Below are 19,143 nucleotides of genomic sequence, written 5' to 3' on the forward strand. Positions count from 1 at the left end.
CGCTGTTCGTATTTGCCGCTACCGTCGGATAGTGCCCGCGCGGAGCGACGGCAATCCCCCGGCGTGTCATGACGCCCGTCCCCACTCGCTGCGCAACCTCTGGCGGCTGCGCACCTACCTGCGCCCGTACGCGGCCGAGTTCGCCTGGCTGCTGCTCGCCGCCCTGGCCGCCACGGCGGCGAGCCTGGCCGTACCCCTGGTGGTGCAGCGGGTGGTGGACGGGCCGGTGGCCCGGCACGACGTGGCCGGGCTGGTCCGGCTCGGCGTCCTGGCCCTGCTGCTCGGGCTGGCCGAGGCGGTGCTGATCTTCATCCGCCGGTGGACCCAGTCCTCCTCCTCGGTCGGCATGGAGGCGGCGATCCGCGCCGACCTCTACGCCCACCTGCAACGCCTTCCGGCCGGCTGCCACGACCGCTGGCAGTCCGGCCAGCTCCTCTCCCGGATCACCAGCGACCTGTCGGTGATCCGCCGGTTCCTCTCCTTCGGCCTGCTCTTCCTGGTGCTCAACCTGGTCACCTACGCCGCCGTGGTGGTGCTGCTGATCCGGCTGCACCCGTGGCTCGGGCTGCTGGTGGCAGCCAGCGCGGTGCCGCTGTTCCTGATCAGCCGCCGGTTCGCCCGCCACTACCACGCGGCGTCCCGGCGGATGCAGGACCAGCAGGGGGACGTGGCCACGCTGGTCGAGGAGACCGCGCAGGGGCTGCGCACCATGCGGGCGTACGGACGGGGTCCGGAACTGGCCACCCGGTTCGCCGACGGCGCCCGCCGGCTGCACGACACCGGGGTCGGCAAGGCGCGGCTGCTGGCGCGCACCTCGGCGTCGTTCGACCTGGTCCCCAACCTGACCCTCGGGGTGGTGCTGGTGGCGGGGGCGGCCTCCGCCGCCCGGGGCGGACTCAGCATCGGTGGGCTGGTCGCCTTCGTCAGTCTCCAGCTCATGCTGATCTGGCCGGTGCAGTCGCTCGGCTGGATCATCGCCAACGCGCAGGAGGCGGCGACCGCCGCCGACCGGATCCAGGAGCTGCTGGACACGCCGCCGACCATCGTGGACGCACCGCACGCCCGGTCGCTGGACCGCGCCGACGTCCGCGGCCGGCTGCGCTTCGAACGGGTCACCTTCCGCTACCCCGCGACGGCCGCGCCGGTGCTGCGCGAGGTCGAGCTGACCGTCGAGCCGGGCGAGACGCTGGCCCTGGTCGGTGCCACCGGCTGCGGCAAGAGCACGCTGCTCTCGCTGGTGCCCCGGCTGCACGAGGTGACCGGTGGCCGGATCACCCTGGACGGGCACGACCTGCGGGACCTGCGGCTCAGTTCGTTGCGCCGGCTGGTCGGGATGGCCTTCGAGGAGCCGGCCCTGTTCTCCATGTCGGTCTGGGAGAACCTCACCCTGGGCCGGCCGGACGCCGGCGAGGAGGAGGTACGGGCGGCGCTCGCGCTGGCCCAGGCCGAGTTCGCGTACGACCTGCCGTGGGGGCTGGCCACCCGGGTCGGCGAGCAGGGACTCTCCCTCTCCGGCGGGCAGCGGCAACGGCTGGCGCTGGCCCGGGCGGTGCTCGGCCGGCCCGCCCTGCTCGTGCTCGACGACCCGCTCTCCGCGCTGGACGTGCACACCGAGGCGCTGGTCGAGGCGGCGCTGCGCCGGGTGCTACGGGACACCACGGCGCTGCTGGTGGTGCACCGCCCGTCGACCGTGGCGCTGGCCGACCGGGTGGCCCTGCTCGACGACGGTCGGATCGTCGCCGTCGGCACCCACCGCGAGCTGATGGCCGGGGTGCCGGCGTACCGGGCGGTGCTCTCCGCGGCGCCGGAGCGGTGCGGCGAGCCCGGTTCCACCCCGGCCGGGCGGTGGCCGGACGGCGTCGGCCTGGTGCGTTCGTGAGCCGGGCGGACGACCCGCCCCGCGTGCCCCGGCCGCGCCGCGGCGACCGCCCCGACCCGCGCCGACCCCGGGACGGCGGCCCCGACCCGCGCCGCCCCCGCCATGGCGGCCTCGACCCGTGCCAGCCCGCGGACGATCGCGAGGGTGGGCCCGACCGGCCGGGCGGCGCGCACGGCCCGGGCGAGGAGGTCGACCTCGCCCGGTGGCGCGGCCGGGCCAGCGACCCGGACGCCGACCGCAGCCGGGCCGAGGACGCCACGCCGGAGGCAATCGCCCGGCTCCGGGCCCGCAGCCGGGTGCTGCTCGGCGAGCTGCTGCGCCCGCACCGGCGCCGGCTCGCGCTCGCGGTGGCGCTGCTGCTGGCCCAGAACGCCGCCGCGATGGCCGGGCCGTACCTGGTGATGCTCGGCATCGACCGGGGTATCGCGCCACTGCGGGCCGGCGACCCCGGTCCGCTGATCGCCGTCGCCGCCGCCTTCGTCGTCGCCACCGGCATCGGGTACGCGGCCCGGCGTGCCTTCCTCACCCTCGCCGCCCGGATCGGCCAGGCCGTCCTGCTCGACCTCCGCCAGCGGGTGTACGGCCACTTCCTCCGCCTCGACGTCGGCTTCCACCAGCGCTACACCTCGGGCCGGATGGTGTCCCGGCTGACCAGCGACCTGGACTCGATCGCCGAACTGGTCGACGGCGGGATCGACAAGCTGGTACTCGCCGCGCTGTCGGTGCTGTCGGTGGCCGGCATCCTGCTCTGGCTGGACCTGCCGCTGGCAGCGGCCACCCTGCTCGCCTTCCCGTTCCTGTTCTGGCTGTCCCGGTGGTTCGCCCGCGCCTCCGCCGCGGCCTACCGGCGCACCCGGGAGGCGGTGGCACTGGTCATCGTCCACTTCGTCGAGTCGCTACGCGGCATCCGGGCGGTGCAGGCGTACCGGCGGGAGCCGCGCAACCAGCGCATCTTCGCCGCGGTGAACGACGACTACCGGCAGGCCAGCCTCGACGCGTTCCGGCTGATCGCGGTCTACTCGCCGGGCATCCGGCTGATCGGCAACCTGACCGCCGCCCTGGTGCTCGGCTACGGAGGCTGGCGGGTGCTGGGCGGCCGGACCGAGGTCGGGGTGCTCGCCGCCTTCCTGCTCTACCTGCGCCGGTTCTTCGAGCCGATGGAGGAGCTGAGCCAGTTCTACAACGCGTTGCAGTCGGCCACCGCCGCGCTGGAGAAGCTGGCCGGGGTGCTCGACGAACGGCCGGCGGTGGCCGAGCCGGAGCGTCCGGTGCCGCTGCCCGCCGGCCGGGGGCGGGGCCGGGTCGCCTTCCGGTCGGTACGCTTCGGCTACCGGCCGGAGGCGCCGATCCTGGTGGACCTGGAGCTGACCGTCCCGGCCGGGCAGACCGTGGCGCTGATCGGGCCGACCGGCGCGGGCAAGTCCACCATCGCCAAGCTGCTCGCCCGGTTCCACGACCCGTCCAGCGGCACGGTCAGCCTGGACGGGGTCGACCTGCGGGACCTCGCCGACGCCGAACTGCGCCGGGCGGTCGTCCTGGTGACCCAGGAGAACCACCTGTTCAGCGGCTCGGTGGCGGAGAACATCCGGTTCGGCCGCCCGGACGCCGACGACGCGGCCGTGCAGGCCGCCGCCCGGGCCATCGGCGCGCACGAGTTCATCGCCGCGCTCCCCGACGGGTACGCCACCGACGTGCACCGGCGCGGCGGCCGGCTCTCCGCCGGGCAGCGGCAGCTCGTCGCGTTCGCCCGGGCGTTCCTGGCCGACCCGCGGGTGCTGATCCTGGACGAGGCGACCTCGTCGCTGGACGTGCCCACCGAGCGCCTGGTGCAGCGGGCGCTCGGCAGCATCCTGCGGGACCGCACCGCGCTGGTGATCGCGCACCGGCTCTCCACCGTGGAGATCGCCGACCGGGTGCTGGTGCTCGACGGCGGGCGGATCGTCGAGGACGGCCCACCGGCCGAGCTGGCCGCCGCCGGGGGCCGGTACGCCGCCCTGCACCGCCAGTGGCGCGACTCGCTGATCTGACCACCGCATAACCCGTGGTCGGTGGGGCACCCGGTGCCTACGATCGCGTGATGACCGATACGGCGAGGACGGCCCGCGCCGGCGTCCCCGAGCGTCCGACCCTGGACGGCATCGAGGAGACCTGGGCGCGCCGCTGGCAGGAGGAGGGCACGTACACGTTCGACCGGGCGCAGCCGGCGGTACGGGGCCGCGGCGCGGCGTCAGACGCGCCGAGCCCGGATGGCCGCAGGACGGACGTGTACTCGATCGACACCCCGCCGCCGACCGTATCGGGCGAGCTGCACATGGGGCACGTCTTCTCGTACACCCACACCGACACGGTGGCCCGGTTCCAGCGGATGCGCGGCCGGACGGTGTTCTATCCGATGGGCTGGGACGACAACGGCCTGCCCACCGAACGGCGGGTGCAGAACGTGTACGGGGTGCGCCCGGACCCGGCCCTGCCGTACGACCCGGACTGGCAGCCACCGGCCACGCCGGTGAGCGAGGCGGCCCGGAAGGATCCGGTGCGGATCTCCCGGCTCAACTTCATCGAGCTGTGCGAGCGCCTGACGGCGGAGGACGAGCAGGTCTTCGAGGCGCTGTGGCGGCGGCTCGGGCTGTCGGTGGACTGGTCGCTGACGTACACCACGATCGGGCGGGTGGCCCGGGCGACCAGCCAGCGGGCGTTCCTGCGCAACCTGGCCCGGGGCGAGGCGTACCAGGCGGAGGCGCCGACGCTCTGGGACGTCGGGTTCGCCACCGCGGTGGCGCAGGCCGAGTTGGAGGACCGGGAGCGGCCCGGCGCGTACCACCGGCTGCGGTTCTCCGGGCCGGGCGGGCGCGAGGTGCTGATCGACACCACCCGACCGGAGCTGCTGCCGGCCTGCGTGGCGCTGGTCTGCCACCCCGACGACGAGCGGTACGCGGACCTGGTCGGCGCTTCGGCGCGTACCCCGGTCTTCGGGGTCGAGGTGCCGGTGCGCGCGCACCCGCTGGCGGACCCGGCCAAGGGCACGGGCATCGCGATGGTCTGCACGTTCGGTGACCTGACCGATGTGACCTGGTGGCGGGAGCTGCGACTCGACACCCGCGTGGTGATCGGCCGGGACGGTCGGCTGCTGCCCGAGCCGCCCGCCGGCGTGCCGGCGGAGCCCTACGCCGCGCTGGCCGGGCAGACCGTGAACGGTGCCCGGCGGACGATGGTCGAGCTGCTGGCCGACGCGGGTGACCTGGTCGGCGAGCCGCGGCCGATCACCCACCCGGTGAAGTTCTACGAGCGCGGCGACCGCCCGCTGGAGATCGTCTCGACCCGGCAGTGGTATCTGCGCAACGGCGGCCGGGACGCCGGGCTGCGCGAGGAGCTGCTGGCCCGGGGCCGCGAGCTGCGCTGGGTGCCGGAGCACATGCGGCACCGCTACGAGCACTGGGTGGGCGGCCTGACCGGGGACTGGCTGGTCAGCCGGCAGCGCTTCTTCGGCGTGCCGGTGCCGGTGTGGTACCGGCTCGACGACGCTGGCGAGCCGGACTGGGCCCACCCTCTCACACCGGACGAGTCGATGCTCCCGATCGACCCGTCCGCCGAGCCGCCACCCGGCTACCAGGAGGCGCAGCGCGGGTTGCCGGGCGGCTTCGTCGGCGACCCGGACGTGCTGGACACCTGGGCCACCTCGTCGCTGACCCCGCAGATCGTCGGCGGGTGGGAGACGGACCCGGAGCTGTTCCGCATGGTCTTCCCGATGGACCTGCGCCCGCAGGGGCAGGAGATCATCCGTACCTGGCTGTTCGCCACGGTGGTCCGCTCCCATCTGGAGCACGGGGTGCTGCCCTGGCGGGACACGGTGCTCTCCGGCTGGATCCTCGACCCGGACCGGAAGAAGATGTCCAAGTCCAAGGGGAACGTGGTCACCCCGATGGACCTGCTGGTGCAGCACGGCTCGGACGCGGTCCGCTACTGGGCGGCGAGCGGCAAGCCCGGCATGGACCTGGCATTCGACCCGGCGCAGATCAAGGTGGGGCGGCGGCTCGCCACCAAGCTGCTCAACGCCTCAAGGTTCGCGCTCGGGCTGGGCGCCGCCGACGCGTTGCGCGCCCCGTACGACAACTCCAGCTCGGCGCGTCTGACGCCGCGCCGCGACCTGGAGCTGTCGGCCACCGAGCCACTGGACACCGCGATGCTCGCCGAACTCTCCGGCGTGGTCGGGGTGGCGACGTCCGCGTTCGACGGGTACGACCACACCGCCGCCCTGATGGCGACGGAGGCGTTCTTCTGGCGGTTCTGCGACGACTACATCGAGCTGGTGAAGGAGCGGGCCTACGGCTCCGGGCCGGGCGCCGACTCGGCCCGGGCGGCACTGGCCACCGCGCTCTCGGTGCAGTTGCGGCTGTTCGCCCCGGTGCTGCCCTTCGTCACCGAGGAGGTCTGGTCCTGGTGGCGGTACGGCTCGGTGCACCGCGCGCCGTGGCCCACCACGTACGAGGTGGGCCGGGCGGTGCAGGCCCCCGGGGATCCGGAGCTGCTGCGGCTGGCCGCCGACGCGCTGGGCCAGGTGCGCCGGGCCAAGTCGGAGCGGAAACTGTCGATGAAGGCCGAGGTGCCGCTGGCCGAGGCGCTCGGCCCGGCGGCCGTGCTCGACCGGCTCACCCTGGTCGCCGACGACGTCCGGGCGGCCGGCCGGATCGCCAAGCTCGACCTGCTGCCGGATCGCACGCCGGAACTGGTCGTCGCCTGCGCCTTTTGAGATGTAAGGAGGGGCCCCCTGTTAACGCCTGGCGTATAGCAGGGTTCCCCTCTCACACCCGTACGTTCCGGGCCCGGTGCGTGTTAAGAGGGGGCCCCTGCTCTACCGCAGGCGTTAAGAAGGGGCCCCTCCTTTCAACTCAGCTCGTTTCGCCGGCCACGCTGAAGGAGCGGAGGCGGTCGATCGCGAGGACCGTGAAGCCCACGGCGACGAGCCCGGTGAGAACCGCGGCCACCGGGACCGAGACAGTGGTGCCGAGCAGTTCGGTGGGGGCCATCCGATCGGCGAGGGCGATCACCCACTGCTGGATGGAGAGCACCCGGCTGCCTTCCACGAACCGGCCGAGCAGCCCCTCCCAGATCAGCACGTAGACCAGGCCGAGCAGCACGGGCCGCCGGGTCACCAGGCTGAGCGCCAGAAACAGCGCCGAGTACGCCAGCGCGCCCAGCGCCGACGCGGCGGCGAGCGCCAGCCCGAGGCGTACCGAGTCGGCGAGCACGCCCGCGACATAGAGCGGGACGGCGACGGTGGCCGCGCTCACCCCGGTCGCCACGGCAAGCTTCGGCAGCACGATCTGCCAGCGCGGCAACGGCTTGGTGAGGATGTGCACCACGGTGCCGTCGTCGATCTCGGCGCCGAGCACGCCGGTGCCGACGATCAGCGCGACCACCGGCAGCACCACGGCCAGCCCGAGCCCGACCAGCACCGGCGTCCCCCACTGGCTCGGGTGGACGCCCACGCTCCGGGAGATGATCGCCAGCGCCAGCAGCAGCGCGGGCAGCGGGAGCAGCAGCAGGAACCGGCGTCGGCCGAAGAGCCCACGGGCGGTGATCCAGGTAACGGTCGACATGTCAGCTCCCCACCAGGTAGGAGAAGACGCTCTCCAGCGATTCGTCCTCGGGCGTCAGCGACCGGACCCGGACGCCCCGGGCCAGTGCGATCTTGGGCAGCGCCCGGGTGAAGGCGCCGTAGTCGCCGGCCCGGACGGTGAGCCCGCCCCGGCCCAGCTCCACCCCGGTCACCGACGGCTCGGCGATCAGCGCGACCGCCAGCGCCCGGTCGTCGGTGGAACGCACCGCGAAGACGTGCGGCCGGTTCGTCATCAGCCGGCGGATGGTCCGGTAGTCGCCGGAGGCGGCCAGCCGGCCGGCGACCATCACCTGCACGGTGCCGGAGACCTGCTCGACCTCCTCCAGGATGTGCGAGCTGAACAGGATGGTCCGGCCGGCGTCGCCGAGGCGGTGCAGCAGGGCCATCATGTGCAGCCGCTGCCGCGGGTCCATGCCGTTGAACGGCTCGTCGAGCAGCAGCACCTGCGGGTCGTGGACCAGCGCGGCGGCCACCCGGGTGCGCTGCCGCATGCCCTTGGAGTACGTGCCGATCCGCCGGTCCTGCGCGTCCGCCATCTCGACCAGGTCGATCGCCCGGCGGGCCGCCGCCTCCGGTTCGGGCAGCCGGTGCAGCTTCGCGCTGGCCAGCACGAACTCGTACGCGGAGAGGAAGGTGTGCACCGCCTCCCGCTCGCTGACCAGGCCTAGCCGCCGGTAGACGCCGGGATTGCGCCAGGTCGGCTCCCCGTCGAGGGTGACCGCGCCCCGGGAGGGGGCCAGGAACCCGGCCATCATGTGCAGCAGGGTGGTCTTCCCCGCGCCGTTCGGCCCGAGCAGGCCGGTCACCCCGGGCCCGAGCCGCATGGTGACATCGTTGACCGCCACCACGTTGCCGTACCAGCGGGAGACCCCGGCGAGGTCGAGGGTGGACGCGGGCGTGGTCGGCGCCGCCGCCTGTGGGCCGGCGCTGATCGTGGTCATCGGGCGGCCACCTTCCGGTATCGCAGCAGCAGCAGGGCGACGCAGCCGGCCACCAGCACCCCGGCGGCGACCAGGTAGACCGGGCCGAAGTCGCCGATCATCTGTTCCGCCGACGCGCCGGGCGCGAGCAGGTCGCCGAGGGTGTACAGGCCGACCCCCTGCACCAGGGTGGACGGCGAGGCGAGCATGGCCAGCTCGTTGACCGCCCGGGACGGCATGATCGACAGGGTGCCGACGATCGGGGTGGTCATCAGGAAGGCCGCCACGATGCCGCCGGCCGCGAAGGCGCGCTTGCCGGTGAGCGAGGCGATGAGCAGCGCGACCGAGGAGAAGACCACCGCCCACAGGGCCGCGTAGAGCAGGCCGGGCAGCAGGTCGAGCAGCTCGTCCCAGACCCCGTGCATGCCGGTCTTGGTGGTGAACGCGGCGCCGAGGAACATCACCAGCTGCGGCGCGCCGAGCAGCAGCCAGAGCGCGGAGGCCAGCGCGCCGAGCTTGGCCAGCGCGTAGTCGCCGCGGGGCAGCGGCCGGGAGAAGTAGAGCGGCAGCACCCCGCTACGCAGGTCGCGGGAGACCAGCTCCGGCCCGACCACCGCGACGAAGAAGATGACCAGCCAGCTCATCGCGTCGGCGAACTGGGCGTACGTCATGACGACCTGGCCGGTCTGGGTGCGTACCGCGGTCAGCCCGGCGGCGACCACCACCACGATGCCGACCACCAGCCATGGGAAGATCTTCGCCTTGGCGGACCGGCCGAGGCCGAACGCGGTCCGCAGCCCGTGCAGGTAGAGCGCGCCGAAGACGTGCCGACGGCCCAGCCGGAGGCCGGTGTAACGCTGGTACCCGATGTCGTGGATGACGCCGGTCGGCTCAGGCATGGCTGGGCTCCCTCGTGGCGAAGAGTTCGGCCACCCGGTGCCGCCGCTGGTCCAGCCGGTGCAGCGGCAGGTCCAGCTCGGCGACCGCGCCGAGGATCAGGTCGTAGGTGGCGTCGTCGGCGAGCGGGACGAGCAGTAGCCGCCCCTCCCGGGACACCGGCAGGTCGAGCGCGGCGAGCCGGGCGGCCAGGTCGTCCGTACCCTCGCTGACCTCGACGGCGAGCACGTCGGTGGCGGAGGTCATCGCGGCGACCCGGTCGGCGCGCAGCAGCCGGCCGCCATCGATGGCGACCAGGGTGTCGCAGATCCGCTCCACCTCGCCGAGCAGGTGTGAGCAGACCACCACGGAGATACCGAACTCGTTGCCGATCCGGTGGATCAGCGCGAGCATGGCGTCCCGGCCGGCCGGGTCGAGGCCGTTGGTGGGCTCGTCGAGCAGCAGCAGGTCGGGGTCGTGCACCAGGGCCTGGGCCAGCTTCACCCGCTGCTTCATGCCGGTGGAGTAGCCGCCGACGGCCCGGTGTCGCTCCTCGTGCAGGCCGACGTGGCGTAGCGCCTCCGAGGCCCGCTCCCGGGCGACCGCCCGCGGCAGGCCGCTGATCCGGCCGAGGTGGGTGACCAGCTCGGCGGCGGACAGGTCGGGCGGGAGGGCGTCGTGTTCGGGCATGTAGCCGACCCGGGCGCGGACCGCCGCCGGGTCGGTGGTGGGGTCGAGGCCGAGCACGGAGACCCGGCCGCTGGTCGGGGCGAGCAGGCCCAGCAGGATCTTGATCAGGGTCGACTTGCCGGCGCCGTTGGCGCCGACCAGTCCGATGATCCCCGGCTCGACCGACACCGTGAGGTCGGCCAACGCGGTGACCCGACCTCCGTACGTCTTGGTCAGCGACTCGGTCGCGAGCAGTGTCACGACGCCCAGCGTAGAAAGTGCGTGCCGCCCTGGGTATCAGGAAACGCTCGGGGATGCCCCTGATTCCGCCCCCCGACCGGTCGGCCCGCGCAGGTCGGCCGGGGGCGGACCGTGAATGGTCCAGATCTTCAGGTCCGGCTGACCGACCGGCCGTTTCGAGTCGGCCGTCCGGCTGGCCCGGCGACGACGCGCTCGCGTTCGGCGCGCTCGACGCGCGTCGCAGCGACCGGGGCGAGCCGGCGTACCAGGTCCCGTCCGGGTGTCGACCGAACGGGCTGACCAGCGCCTCCACCGATTGCTTACGCTGGACGGGGTCGTTCGGCACCGCTTCACCGGTCGCCGCCGGCCGGTCGCGATCGGCGACGGCCGCGTCAACGGGCGGTGGCCCTGAGGTGGAGTGGTGCTCTCGACCGGAGCCCGACCGGCTGCGAAACTGTGTGCTGGCCGGCGAGTTGGGGGATAGATGAGCAACGGGTGGGTGCTGCCCGAGGACGTGCTGCGGGACGCGCCGGCGTACGCGCCTCGCACCGGTGAGCTGGCCGATCTGGAGTTGCTGCTGACCGGGGCGTACGCCCCGCTGACCGGCTTCATGACGCGGGCCGACCTGGCCGCGCTGAGCCGGCGCGGCCGGCTGGCCGACGGCACGTCGTGGCCGGTGCCGGTGACCCTGCAGGTGCCGGCGACGCTCGCCGGCGGGCTGGAGCTGGACGAGCCGCTGCGCCGGGCGCTGGTGCTCACCGACGGCGAGGGCGCCCCGGTGGCGGCGATGGACGTGACCGACGTCTGGCCGGTCCGCGAGGGGATGGTGGGTGTCGGCGGCACGGTACGCCGGCTCGGCGACGGCGGCCGCGGGCCGTTCCAGCGGCTGCGGCGCAGCCCGGAGGAGGTCAAGGCGCTGCTGCCGCCGGGCCGGGTGCTCGGTGTCTTCGCCGACCGGCCGCTGCACCGGCCGCAGCTCGCGCAGATCGCGCACGCCGCTCGCACGTTGGGCGCGCACCTGCTCGTGATGATCCCGGTCGGTGACGAGGGGGTCGGCGGGCTGCCGTCCGAGGCGCTGGTCCGCACCGTGTTCGCCGCCCGTGACCGGATGCCCCCGGCGACCCTGGTGGCGGTGCCGCTGGCCAGGCGGCCTGACGAGATCAGCGACGCCCTGCTCCGGGCCCGGGTCGCCGCCGCGTACGGGGTGACCCACCTGCTCTCCACCGAGGGAATGCTCTCCGGGGCGGGCCTGCGGGTGCTGGTCCCCCGGGAGCTGGCATACGACAACCGGGACGGGCAGTGGCGCTGGCGGGAGGACATTCCGCCGCGCAACCGACGGCTGGCGCTGAGCCAGGAGGAGATCGGCGACCTGCTCGACCGGGGCTTCCCGCTGCCCGAGTGGCACACCCCGCCGGCGGTGGCCAAGGAGCTGGCCCGGGCCCGCCCGCCGCGCCGGCACCGGGGCCTGGTGATCTTCCTGACCGGGCTGTCCGGGTCCGGCAAATCGACGATCGCCCGGGGCCTGGCCGACCTGCTGCGCGAGGGCGGCGAACGCAGCATCACCCTGCTCGACGGCGACGTGGTGCGCCGGGAGCTCTCCGCCGGGCTGGGCTTCAGCAAGGCCGACCGGGACGCCAACGTGCGCCGGATCGGTTGGGTGGCCGCCGAGATCGCCCGGCACCGGGGGGTCGGCATCTGCTGCCCGATCGCCCCGTACGCGGCGGCCCGGGCCACCGCCCGGGAGATGGCGCAGGCCGCCGGGGCGGGCTTCCTGCTGATCCATGTCGCGACCCCGCTGGAGGTGTGCGAGCAGCGCGACCGCAAGGGCCTGTACGCGCGGGCCCGCGCGGGTCTGCTCACCGGGATGACCGGCATCGACGACCCGTACGAGGAGCCGACCGACGCCGACCTGGTGGTGGACACCACGGCGCTGACCGTCGACGAGGCGGTCCAGCAGGTGATGGAGCATCTGACCGAGAGCGGCTGGGTGGAGCCCCGCCTCCAGTCCGCCTGATCGTCCCCGCCGCCCGCCGGCCGTTCGTGGTCGGTGCGCCACCTGTCCTTTTGCCGTACCCCGCCTGGGCGCTAGTGTTCGCCTTTGTTGGATCGCGTTCGACCACGTTGGGACGTGGTCGCGAGAGCCGGAGGTGACGGCGGGTGCTCGCGCGACAGCGGCAGGCGGCCATTCTGGAGCGGGTACGCGCCTTCGGGGGCGTACGGGTCACCGAGTTGGCCGCCGAGTTCGGCGTCTCCGACATGACCATCCGGCGCGACCTGGAGACGCTGCACGAGCGGGGCGTACTGGCCAAGGTGCACGGTGGGGCGACCGTCACCGGCCCCGGCTCGACCGACGAGCCCGGGTTCCGCGCCAAGTCGGTCCGGCAGTCCGCCGAGAAGGCGGCGATCGCCGACCACGCCGCGCGGCTCGTCCACCCCGGCGCCGCGATCGCCCTCTCCGCCGGCACGACCACCGCCGAGCTGGCCCGCCGGCTGGTCGACGTGCCGGGGCTGACCGTGGTGACGAACTCGCTGCCGGTGGCCGAGATCCTGCACGTCGGCGGCCGGCCGGACCAGACCGTGGTGCTCACCGGCGGGGTGCGTACCCCGTCGGACGCGCTGGTCGGCCCGCTGGCCGTGGCGGCGCTCGGGACGCTCCATCTCGACCTGCTCTTCCTCGGCGTGCACGGGATCAGCGAACGCGCCGGGTTCACCACCCCGAACCTCATGGAGGCCGACACGAACCGGGCCCTGGTGGCCGCCGCCGACCGGCTGGTGGTGCTCGCCGACCACACCAAGTGGGGCACGGTCGGCATCTCCTCGATCGTCGGGCTGGACGCCGCGGACGTGCTGGTGACCGACGACCGGCTGGCACCGGACGCGCGCCGGACGCTGGCGGACCGGGTGGGCGAGCTGGTGGTCGTGCCGGGCACCGAGGGGACGCCGTGAGACGTACCCGGATAGAGCTGGCCGACGGCCGCGAGTTGATCTACTTCGACGAGCGGGACGACGCGGTCCGTGACCAGCCGGACCGCCGCGAGCTGCCCCCGCCGCCGGCGGCGTCCCAGCTCCGGTACGACCCGCTGACCGACGAGTGGGTGGCGGTGGCGGTGCACCGGCAGACCCGCACCTTCCTGCCCCCGGCCGACCAGTGCCCGCTCTGCCCCTCCCGGGGCGACCGGCTCAGCGAGATCCCCGCCCCCGACTACGACGTGGCCGTCTTCGAGAACCGGTTCCCCTCGCTGAGCCAGCACGTCGCCGAGGAGCCGGCCGAGATCACCCCGTTCACCCCGGTCCGCCCCGGGCGCGGCAAGTGCGAGGTGGTCTGCTTCACCGACGACCACAACGCCTCGTTCGCCAGCCTCTCCCCCGGCCGGGTGCGCACCGTGCTCGACGCCCTGGCCGACCGCACCACCGCGCTGGGCGAGCTGCCCGGGGTGGAGCAGATCTTCCCGTTCGAGAACCGGGGCGTGGAGATCGGGGTGACCCTGCACCATCCGCACGGCCAGATCTACGCGTACCCGTTCGTCACGCCGCGGACCCGGACCATGCTGGCCGCCGCCCGCCGGCACTTCGAGCGCACCGGGGGCAACCTCTACGCCGACGTGCTCACCACCGAACGCGCCGCCGGCGACCGCGTGGTGGCGAGCAACGAGCACTGGACGGCGTACGTGCCGGCGGCGGCCCGCTGGCCGTTCGAGGTGCACGTGGCACCGCACCGCCCGGTGCCGGACATCCCGGCGCTGGACGACGCCGAGCGGGACGCCTTCGGGCCGCTCTACCTCGACGTGCTGCGCCGTTTCGACGGGCTGTTCGACCTGCCGATGCCCTACATCGCCGCCTGGCACCAGGCCCCGGTGCACGTCGACCGGGAGCTGGGGCACCTGCACCTGCAGCTGTTCAGCATCCGGCGCGCCAAGGACAAGCTGAAGTACCTGGCCGGCTCCGAGTCGGGGATGGGCGTGTTCATCAGCGACGTCGCCCCGGAACGCGCCGCCGAACTGCTCCGCACCGCGTGAAAGGAGGGGCCCCTTCTTAACGCCTCCGGTAGAGCAGGGGCCCCCTGTTAACACCCGAGGGCCGATGGGCCGGACAACAGGGCGCGGGGGGCCCGGGACAGGGCCCCCCGCAAGGGAAGGGACGGCTGGCTGTGCGCGACAGCCGGGAAGGCTGGCTGATCGGCACTCATGCCGCGAGGCGACGCGGTCAACCTTCCTGGGCGGGACTCACGCCCCGTCCACCATGCTCAACGAGGCGTGCCACCTGCGGTGACGCGACCGGCGGAGACGAGGGCCCGCCCACCGAAGCGACCGGCCCGCCGGCGAAGACGACGGAGCCCGCCCACCGAAGCGACCGGCCCGCCGGCAGAGACGACGGAGCCCGCCCACCGAGACGACCGGCCCGCCGGCGAAGACGACGGAGCCCGCCGGCGCAGGCTGGCGGGCTCCGTCGTGACGTATGGGCGGAATCAGGCGGCGAGCTTACGGGCCAGGTTCTCGTCGAGCGCGTTCATGAACTCGTCGGTGGTCAGCCACGGAGCGTCGCGCGAGATGAGCAGCGCGAGGTCCTTGGTCATCTGGCCACCCTCGACCGTGGCGACGATGACCTGCTCCAGGGTGTTGGCGAACTCGGTGACCGCCGGGGTGCCGTCCAGCTTGCCCCGGTGGGCCAGGCCCCGGGTCCAGGCGTAGATCGACGCGATCGGGTTGGTCGAGGTCTTCTCGCCCTTCTGGTACTGCCGGTAGTGCCGGGTCACCGTGCCGTGCGCGGCCTCGGCCTCGACGGTGCGGCCGTCCGGGGTCATCAGCACCGAGGTCATCAGGCCGAGCGAGCCGAAGCCCTGGGCGACGGTGTCGGACTGCACGTCACCGTCGTAGTTCTTGCAGGCCCAGACGAAGCCACCCTCCCACTTGAGCGCGGCGGCGACCATGTCGTCGATCAGCCGGTGCTCGTAGGTGATGCCGGCGGCCTCGAACTCCGACTTGAACTCGTTCTCGAACACCTCGGCGAAGATGTCCTTGAATCGGCCGTCGTACGCCTTGAGGATGGTGTTCTTGGTCGACAGGTAGACCGGGTAGCCACGGTCCAGGCCGTAACGCATCGAGGCGCGGGCGAAGTCCCGGATCGACTCGTCGAAGTTGTACATGCCCATGGTGACGCCGCCGCCCGGGAAGTTGGCGACCTCCATCTCCATCGGGGCGCCGCCGTCGGCCGGGGTGTAGGTGATGGTCACCGTGCCCGGGCCGGGGACGACGAAGTCGGTGGCCTTGTACTGGTCGCCGTGCGCGTGCCGGCCGATGATGATCGGCTTGGTCCAGCCCGGGACGAGCCGCGGCACGTTCGACATGATGATCGGCTCACGGAACACGACGCCGCCGAGGATGTTGCGGATGGTGCCGTTCGGCGACCGCCACATCTTCTTCAGGCCGAACTCCTCCACCCGGGCCTCGTCCGGGGTGATGGTGGCGCACTTGACGCCGACGCCGTGCTCCTTGATGGCGTTGGCGGCGTCGATGGTGACCTGGTCGTCGGTGGCGTCGCGGTGCTGGATCGACAGGTCGTAGTAGTGCAGGTCGACGTCGAGGTAGGGCAGGATCAGCTGCTCCCGGATCTGCTTCCAGATGATCCGGGTCATCTCGTCGCCGTCGAGTTCCACGACCGGGTTGTTTACCTTGATCTTCGCCATCGGCCGGCGCTCCTCTCGGGGGACACGTGCTCAAGCAGTACGAGCGTACTGGAAACTGACCGGGGCATCCCAGCCGGCCTCACCCCGTGAGAAACGGGATGGCCCGGAACGGGCCGCGGTTGGCATCCTTCCCGAATGCCAGTCACTCACACGGTCGGGTCTATCACGGTCACCGCCCTCGTCGACGCGGCAGGCCCGTTCTTCCAGCCACGCGAGGAGGCATTCCCCGACGCCACCCCGGCGCAGTGGCGGGAGGCCGACCGGCGGGACCCGGACACGGTCACCCCGGACGGCCGCTGGTGGCTGCCGTTCCGCTGCTTCGCGCTGCGTACCGGGGACGGGCCGGTCACCCTGATCGATGCCGGCGTCGGCCCGGCCGGCTCCCTGGCCGCGAGCTGGGCGCCGGCCCCGGGGCGGCTGCCGGCCGAACTGGCCGCCGCCGGTGTCGACCCGGCGGACGTCCGGACCGTGGTACTCACCCATCTGCACACCGACCACGTCGGCTGGGCGGTGGTCGGCACGCCGTACTTCCGCAACGCGGACTACCTGCTGCAACGCGCCGAGCTGGCGGCACTGGACCGGTTCCACCCCGAGCTGCCGGCCCGGCTCCTCGGGCCGTTGCGCGCCGCCGGCCAGCTCCGGGTGGTCGACGGCGACACCGACCTGACCCCAGGGGTACGCGTGCTGAGCACGCCCGGGCACACCCCGGGCCACCAGTCGGTGCTGGTCGACTCCGCCGACGAGCGACTGCTGGTCACCGGCGACCTGCTGGTGCACCCCCTGCAGCTGGTCGACCCCACCCTGGCGTACGCCCACGAGGAGGACCCCGCGACCGCCCGCGCCTCCCGCCTGCGCCTCCTGTCGACCGCCGACACGCGAGGCCGCACCATCCTCGCCACCCCCCACCTGGGCCGCCCCTTCAGCCCTCTCCCCTGATCCAGCCCGCCTCCCCGCCCGCCGGGTGAGTGGGGGTGAGACGGCGAAGGGACGCGCCGGCGGGAGCCGACGCGCCCCTTCGGCGCGAATGGTGCGGGGTCACATGTTGGAGATGTCGGACTGCTTGGCGCGGACCGCCTCGGCGGCCTCCTTGAGGCTGGCCAGCTCGTCGGCGTCCAGGTCGGTCTCGACCACCCGCTTGACGCCCTCGGCACCGATCGCGGCCTCGACGCCCAGGTAGACGCCGGAGATGCCGTATTCTCCGTCGACCCAGGCGCAGACCGGCATGACCTCGCCGGAGTCCTCGGCCACGGCCTTGGCCATCCGGGCGGCGGCGGCCGACGGGGCGTAGTACGCGGAGCCGGTCTTCAGCAGCGCGACGACCTCGGCGCCGCCGTTGCGGGTCTTGACGACCAGTTCCTCGATCTGCTCGGCCGGCATGACCTCACGCAGCGGCTTGCCGTCGACGGTGCTCTTCGACGGGACGGGGACCATGGTGTCGCCGTGCGAGCCCAGGGTCAGCGTCTTCACCGACTTCACCGGCACGTTCAGCGCCTCGGCGACGAAGTTGGTGAACCGGGCGGTGTCCAGCATGCCGGCCTGGCCGAGCACCCGGTTCTTGGGGAACTGGGTGGCGATCTGGGCCAGCGCGGTCATCTCGTCCAGCGGGTTGGAGACCACGATGACGACGGCGTTCGGGGCGTACTTGGCGACGTTCTCGGCGACCTGGCGGACGATCTTGGCGTTGGTCTCCAGCAGGTCCATCCGGCTCATGCCCGGCTTGCGGGGCAGGCCGGCGGTGATGACGACGACGTCCGAGCCCTCGATGGCCTCGTAGCCCTCGCCGTTCGGGCCGGTGGTGACGCCGACGACCTTGGTCTCGAAGCCCTCGACCGGGCGCGACTGGTTGAGGTCCAGCGCCAGGCCCGCCGGCTTACCCTCGACGATGTCAGTGATCACGACGGTGTCGAAGACGTCGTACTCGGCCAGGCGCTGCGCGGTGGTGGAGCCGTAGAAGCCGGCCCCGACGACAGTGACCTTCTTACCCATGGTCGTCCCACTCCCTGCTACCAGTCGGTTTTCCGGACCGTATCAGCCATCCTGGCACCCATCGGGCCAGGGGCGGACGGTTATGACGCGGTTGGGTGGATCACATCTGCCGTTCGGCGCGTTCCACCACGTTGGTCAGGAGCATGGCCCGGGTCATCGGCCCGACACCGCCGGGCATCGGCACCAGCTTGCCGGCCACCTCGGCCACCTCGGGGTCGACGTCGCCGGTGTAGCGGCCCTTGCCGTCCGGGCCGATCACCCGGGTGATGCCGACATCGACGACCGTCGCGCCGGGCTTGATCATGTCGGCGGTGAGCAGGCCCGGCACGCCGGCCGCGACGATGACGATGTCGGCCGCGCGGGTCTGCTCGGCCAGGTCCAGCGTGCCGGTGTGGCACAGGGTCACGGTGGCGTTCTCGCTGCGCCGGGTGAGCAGCAGGCCGAGCGGGCGACCGACCGTGTTACCCCGCCCGACCAGCGCCACCTTGGCGCCGCGTAGCGCGACGTCGTGCCGGCGGAGCAGCTCGACGATGCCGCGCGGGGTGCAGGGCAGCGGGGCGTCGTAGCCGAGCACCAGCCGGCCCAGGTTGACCGGGTGCAGCCCGTCGGCATCCTTCCCGGGGTCGATCATCTCCAGCGCCCGCTGGGTGTCCAGGTGGGCCGGCAGCGGCAGCTGGACGATGTAGCCGTGGCAGGCCGGGTCGGCGTTCAGCTCGGCGAGAACGTCGTCCACCTGCTGCTGGGTGGCGTCGGCGGGCAGCTCGCGGCGGATCGAGGCGATGCCCACCTCGGCGCAGTCGCGGTGCTTGCCGTTGACGTACGCCTGGGAGCCCGGGTCGGCGCCGACCAGGACCGTGCCGAGCCCGGGGACGGTCCCGCGCTCCGCCAGCGCCTTGACCCGCGTCCGCAGCTCGTCCTTGATCTCCGCCGCCGTCGCCTTGCCGTCCAGGATCATCGCCGTCACGCCTGGATCGTCTCACGTCGCACGGCCGGCCGAACGATGACGGCGAACGGTGACCGTCAGTGACGTGTTATTCGTCACTCACTGTTACGAAAATGTGTATCGCGCCACATGGTGAGACGGATGCCAGTGGACGAACCAGGCACAGCGGACGGGCAGTCGGCAAGCACGCGGGGACATCGGGAGCGGACCCCGGGTCCGATCTGTCGGCTGCAAAATGCGGCACTGGCCAGCTCTTTCACCTTCACCCCCATAGCAGAGCACCGACTCCCGGCCAAGGCCGGGTGGCGCACTCCGTTACCACATCGCAAC

The 19,143-nt window shown here is 73.1% G+C and carries 14 protein-coding genes; 7 read left to right on the top strand and 7 right to left on the bottom strand.

Annotation, left to right across the window (positions count from 1 at the left end; genetic code table 11):
* Positions 1–31: 31 nt before the first annotated feature.
* The 3 genes from GA0070604_RS27280 to valS are packed head-to-tail and all read left to right on the top strand — an operon-like array spanning position 32 to position 6,626.
* Positions 32–1,879: an ABC transporter ATP-binding protein gene (locus GA0070604_RS27280; protein ID WP_091124784.1), complete on the top strand. Its 1,848-nt coding sequence runs from the start codon at positions 32–34 to the stop codon at positions 1,877–1,879.
* Positions 1,876–3,906 carry an ABC transporter ATP-binding protein gene (locus tag GA0070604_RS27285; protein WP_244162095.1) on the top strand — a complete coding sequence of 677 codons (2,031 nt, stop codon included), beginning with the start codon at positions 1,876–1,878 and terminating at the stop codon, positions 3,904–3,906. The genes GA0070604_RS27280 and GA0070604_RS27285 overlap by 4 nt, the downstream gene beginning before the upstream one ends.
* Positions 3,907–3,956: 50 nt before the next feature.
* A complete protein-coding gene (valS, locus tag GA0070604_RS27290) occupies positions 3,957–6,626 on the top strand; it encodes a valine--tRNA ligase (RefSeq protein ID WP_091124786.1) in 2,670 nt (889 codons plus the stop codon).
* A gap of 139 nt (positions 6,627–6,765) precedes the next feature.
* Here the strand turns inward: valS and GA0070604_RS27295 are convergent, their stop codons facing one another.
* Genes GA0070604_RS27295 through GA0070604_RS27310 form a run of 4 tightly spaced genes read right to left on the bottom strand, consistent with a single transcriptional unit; the run spans position 6,766 to position 10,222 of the window.
* On the bottom strand, positions 6,766–7,476 hold the full coding sequence (locus tag GA0070604_RS27295) for an ABC transporter permease (RefSeq protein ID WP_091124789.1): 711 nt from the start codon (positions 7,474–7,476) through the stop codon (positions 6,766–6,768).
* Position 7,477: 1 nt separating this feature from the next.
* Positions 7,478–8,437, bottom strand: a complete 960-nt coding sequence (locus GA0070604_RS27300; protein WP_091124793.1) for an ABC transporter ATP-binding protein — start codon at positions 8,435–8,437, stop codon at positions 7,478–7,480.
* Entirely contained in the window at positions 8,434–9,315 is an 882-nt protein-coding gene (locus GA0070604_RS27305) for an ABC transporter permease (RefSeq protein ID WP_091124797.1), read from the bottom strand. The genes GA0070604_RS27300 and GA0070604_RS27305 overlap by 4 nt, the downstream gene beginning before the upstream one ends.
* Positions 9,308–10,222, bottom strand: a complete 915-nt coding sequence (locus tag GA0070604_RS27310; RefSeq protein ID WP_091124801.1) for an ABC transporter ATP-binding protein — start codon at positions 10,220–10,222, stop codon at positions 9,308–9,310. The genes GA0070604_RS27305 and GA0070604_RS27310 overlap by 8 nt, the downstream gene beginning before the upstream one ends.
* A gap of 463 nt (positions 10,223–10,685) precedes the next feature.
* Here GA0070604_RS27310 and cysC point away from each other — a divergent pair, with 463 nt between their 5' ends.
* From cysC to galT, 3 genes are all read left to right on the top strand, one after another.
* Positions 10,686–12,215, top strand: coding sequence for an adenylyl-sulfate kinase (cysC, locus tag GA0070604_RS27315; RefSeq protein WP_091124805.1), 1,530 nt, complete (start codon positions 10,686–10,688; stop codon positions 12,213–12,215).
* A gap of 143 nt (positions 12,216–12,358) precedes the next feature.
* Positions 12,359–13,147: a DeoR/GlpR family DNA-binding transcription regulator gene (locus tag GA0070604_RS27320; RefSeq protein ID WP_091124809.1), complete on the top strand. Its 789-nt coding sequence runs from the start codon at positions 12,359–12,361 to the stop codon at positions 13,145–13,147.
* Complete coding sequence (galT, locus tag GA0070604_RS27325) at positions 13,144–14,217, top strand: galactose-1-phosphate uridylyltransferase (RefSeq protein ID WP_091124813.1); 1,074 nt, start codon at positions 13,144–13,146, stop codon at positions 14,215–14,217. Before GA0070604_RS27320 ends, galT begins: the two co-directional genes overlap by 4 nt.
* Before the next feature lie 449 nt (positions 14,218–14,666).
* On the opposite strand, the gene GA0070604_RS27330 is transcribed toward galT, so the two are convergent.
* The gene (locus GA0070604_RS27330) at positions 14,667–15,884 is read right to left on the bottom strand and encodes an NADP-dependent isocitrate dehydrogenase (protein ID WP_091124818.1); all 1,218 of its coding nucleotides are present in this window, start codon (positions 15,882–15,884) and stop codon (positions 14,667–14,669) included.
* A gap of 135 nt (positions 15,885–16,019) precedes the next feature.
* Between GA0070604_RS27330 and GA0070604_RS27335 the strand changes: the two genes are divergently transcribed.
* Positions 16,020–16,820: an MBL fold metallo-hydrolase gene (locus GA0070604_RS27335; RefSeq protein WP_091124821.1), complete on the top strand. Its 801-nt coding sequence runs from the start codon at positions 16,020–16,022 to the stop codon at positions 16,818–16,820.
* Positions 16,821–16,919: 99 nt separating this feature from the next.
* On the opposite strand, the gene mdh is transcribed toward GA0070604_RS27335, so the two are convergent.
* Positions 16,920–17,870: a malate dehydrogenase gene (gene mdh / locus GA0070604_RS27340; protein WP_091124824.1), complete on the bottom strand. Its 951-nt coding sequence runs from the start codon at positions 17,868–17,870 to the stop codon at positions 16,920–16,922.
* A gap of 100 nt (positions 17,871–17,970) precedes the next feature.
* Positions 17,971–18,834: a bifunctional methylenetetrahydrofolate dehydrogenase/methenyltetrahydrofolate cyclohydrolase gene (locus tag GA0070604_RS27345; RefSeq protein ID WP_091124829.1), complete on the bottom strand. Its 864-nt coding sequence runs from the start codon at positions 18,832–18,834 to the stop codon at positions 17,971–17,973.
* Positions 18,835–19,143 lie beyond the last annotated feature (309 nt).

The sequence above is a fragment of the Micromonospora eburnea genome (genome assembly GCF_900090225.1).
Lineage (GTDB): Bacteria > Actinomycetota > Actinomycetes > Mycobacteriales > Micromonosporaceae > Micromonospora > Micromonospora eburnea.

Bases quoted from the DNA above. Each gene is read 5' to 3' on its own strand.
- valS (WP_091124786.1), top strand. From the start codon at position 3,957: ATGACCGATACGGCGAGGACGGCCCGCGCCGGCGTCCCCGAGCGTCCG.
- GA0070604_RS27295 (WP_091124789.1), bottom strand. From the start codon at position 7,476: ATGTCGACCGTTACCTGGATCACCGCCCGTGGGCTCTTCGGCCGACGC.
- GA0070604_RS27300 (WP_091124793.1), bottom strand. From the start codon at position 8,437: ATGACCACGATCAGCGCCGGCCCACAGGCGGCGGCGCCGACCACGCCC.
- GA0070604_RS27305 (WP_091124797.1), bottom strand. From the start codon at position 9,315: ATGCCTGAGCCGACCGGCGTCATCCACGACATCGGGTACCAGCGTTAC.
- cysC (WP_091124805.1), top strand. From the start codon at position 10,686: ATGAGCAACGGGTGGGTGCTGCCCGAGGACGTGCTGCGGGACGCGCCG.
- GA0070604_RS27330 (WP_091124818.1), bottom strand. From the start codon at position 15,884: ATGGCGAAGATCAAGGTAAACAACCCGGTCGTGGAACTCGACGGCGAC.
- GA0070604_RS27335 (WP_091124821.1), top strand. From the start codon at position 16,020: ATGCCAGTCACTCACACGGTCGGGTCTATCACGGTCACCGCCCTCGTC.
- mdh (WP_091124824.1), bottom strand. From the start codon at position 17,870: ATGGGTAAGAAGGTCACTGTCGTCGGGGCCGGCTTCTACGGCTCCACC.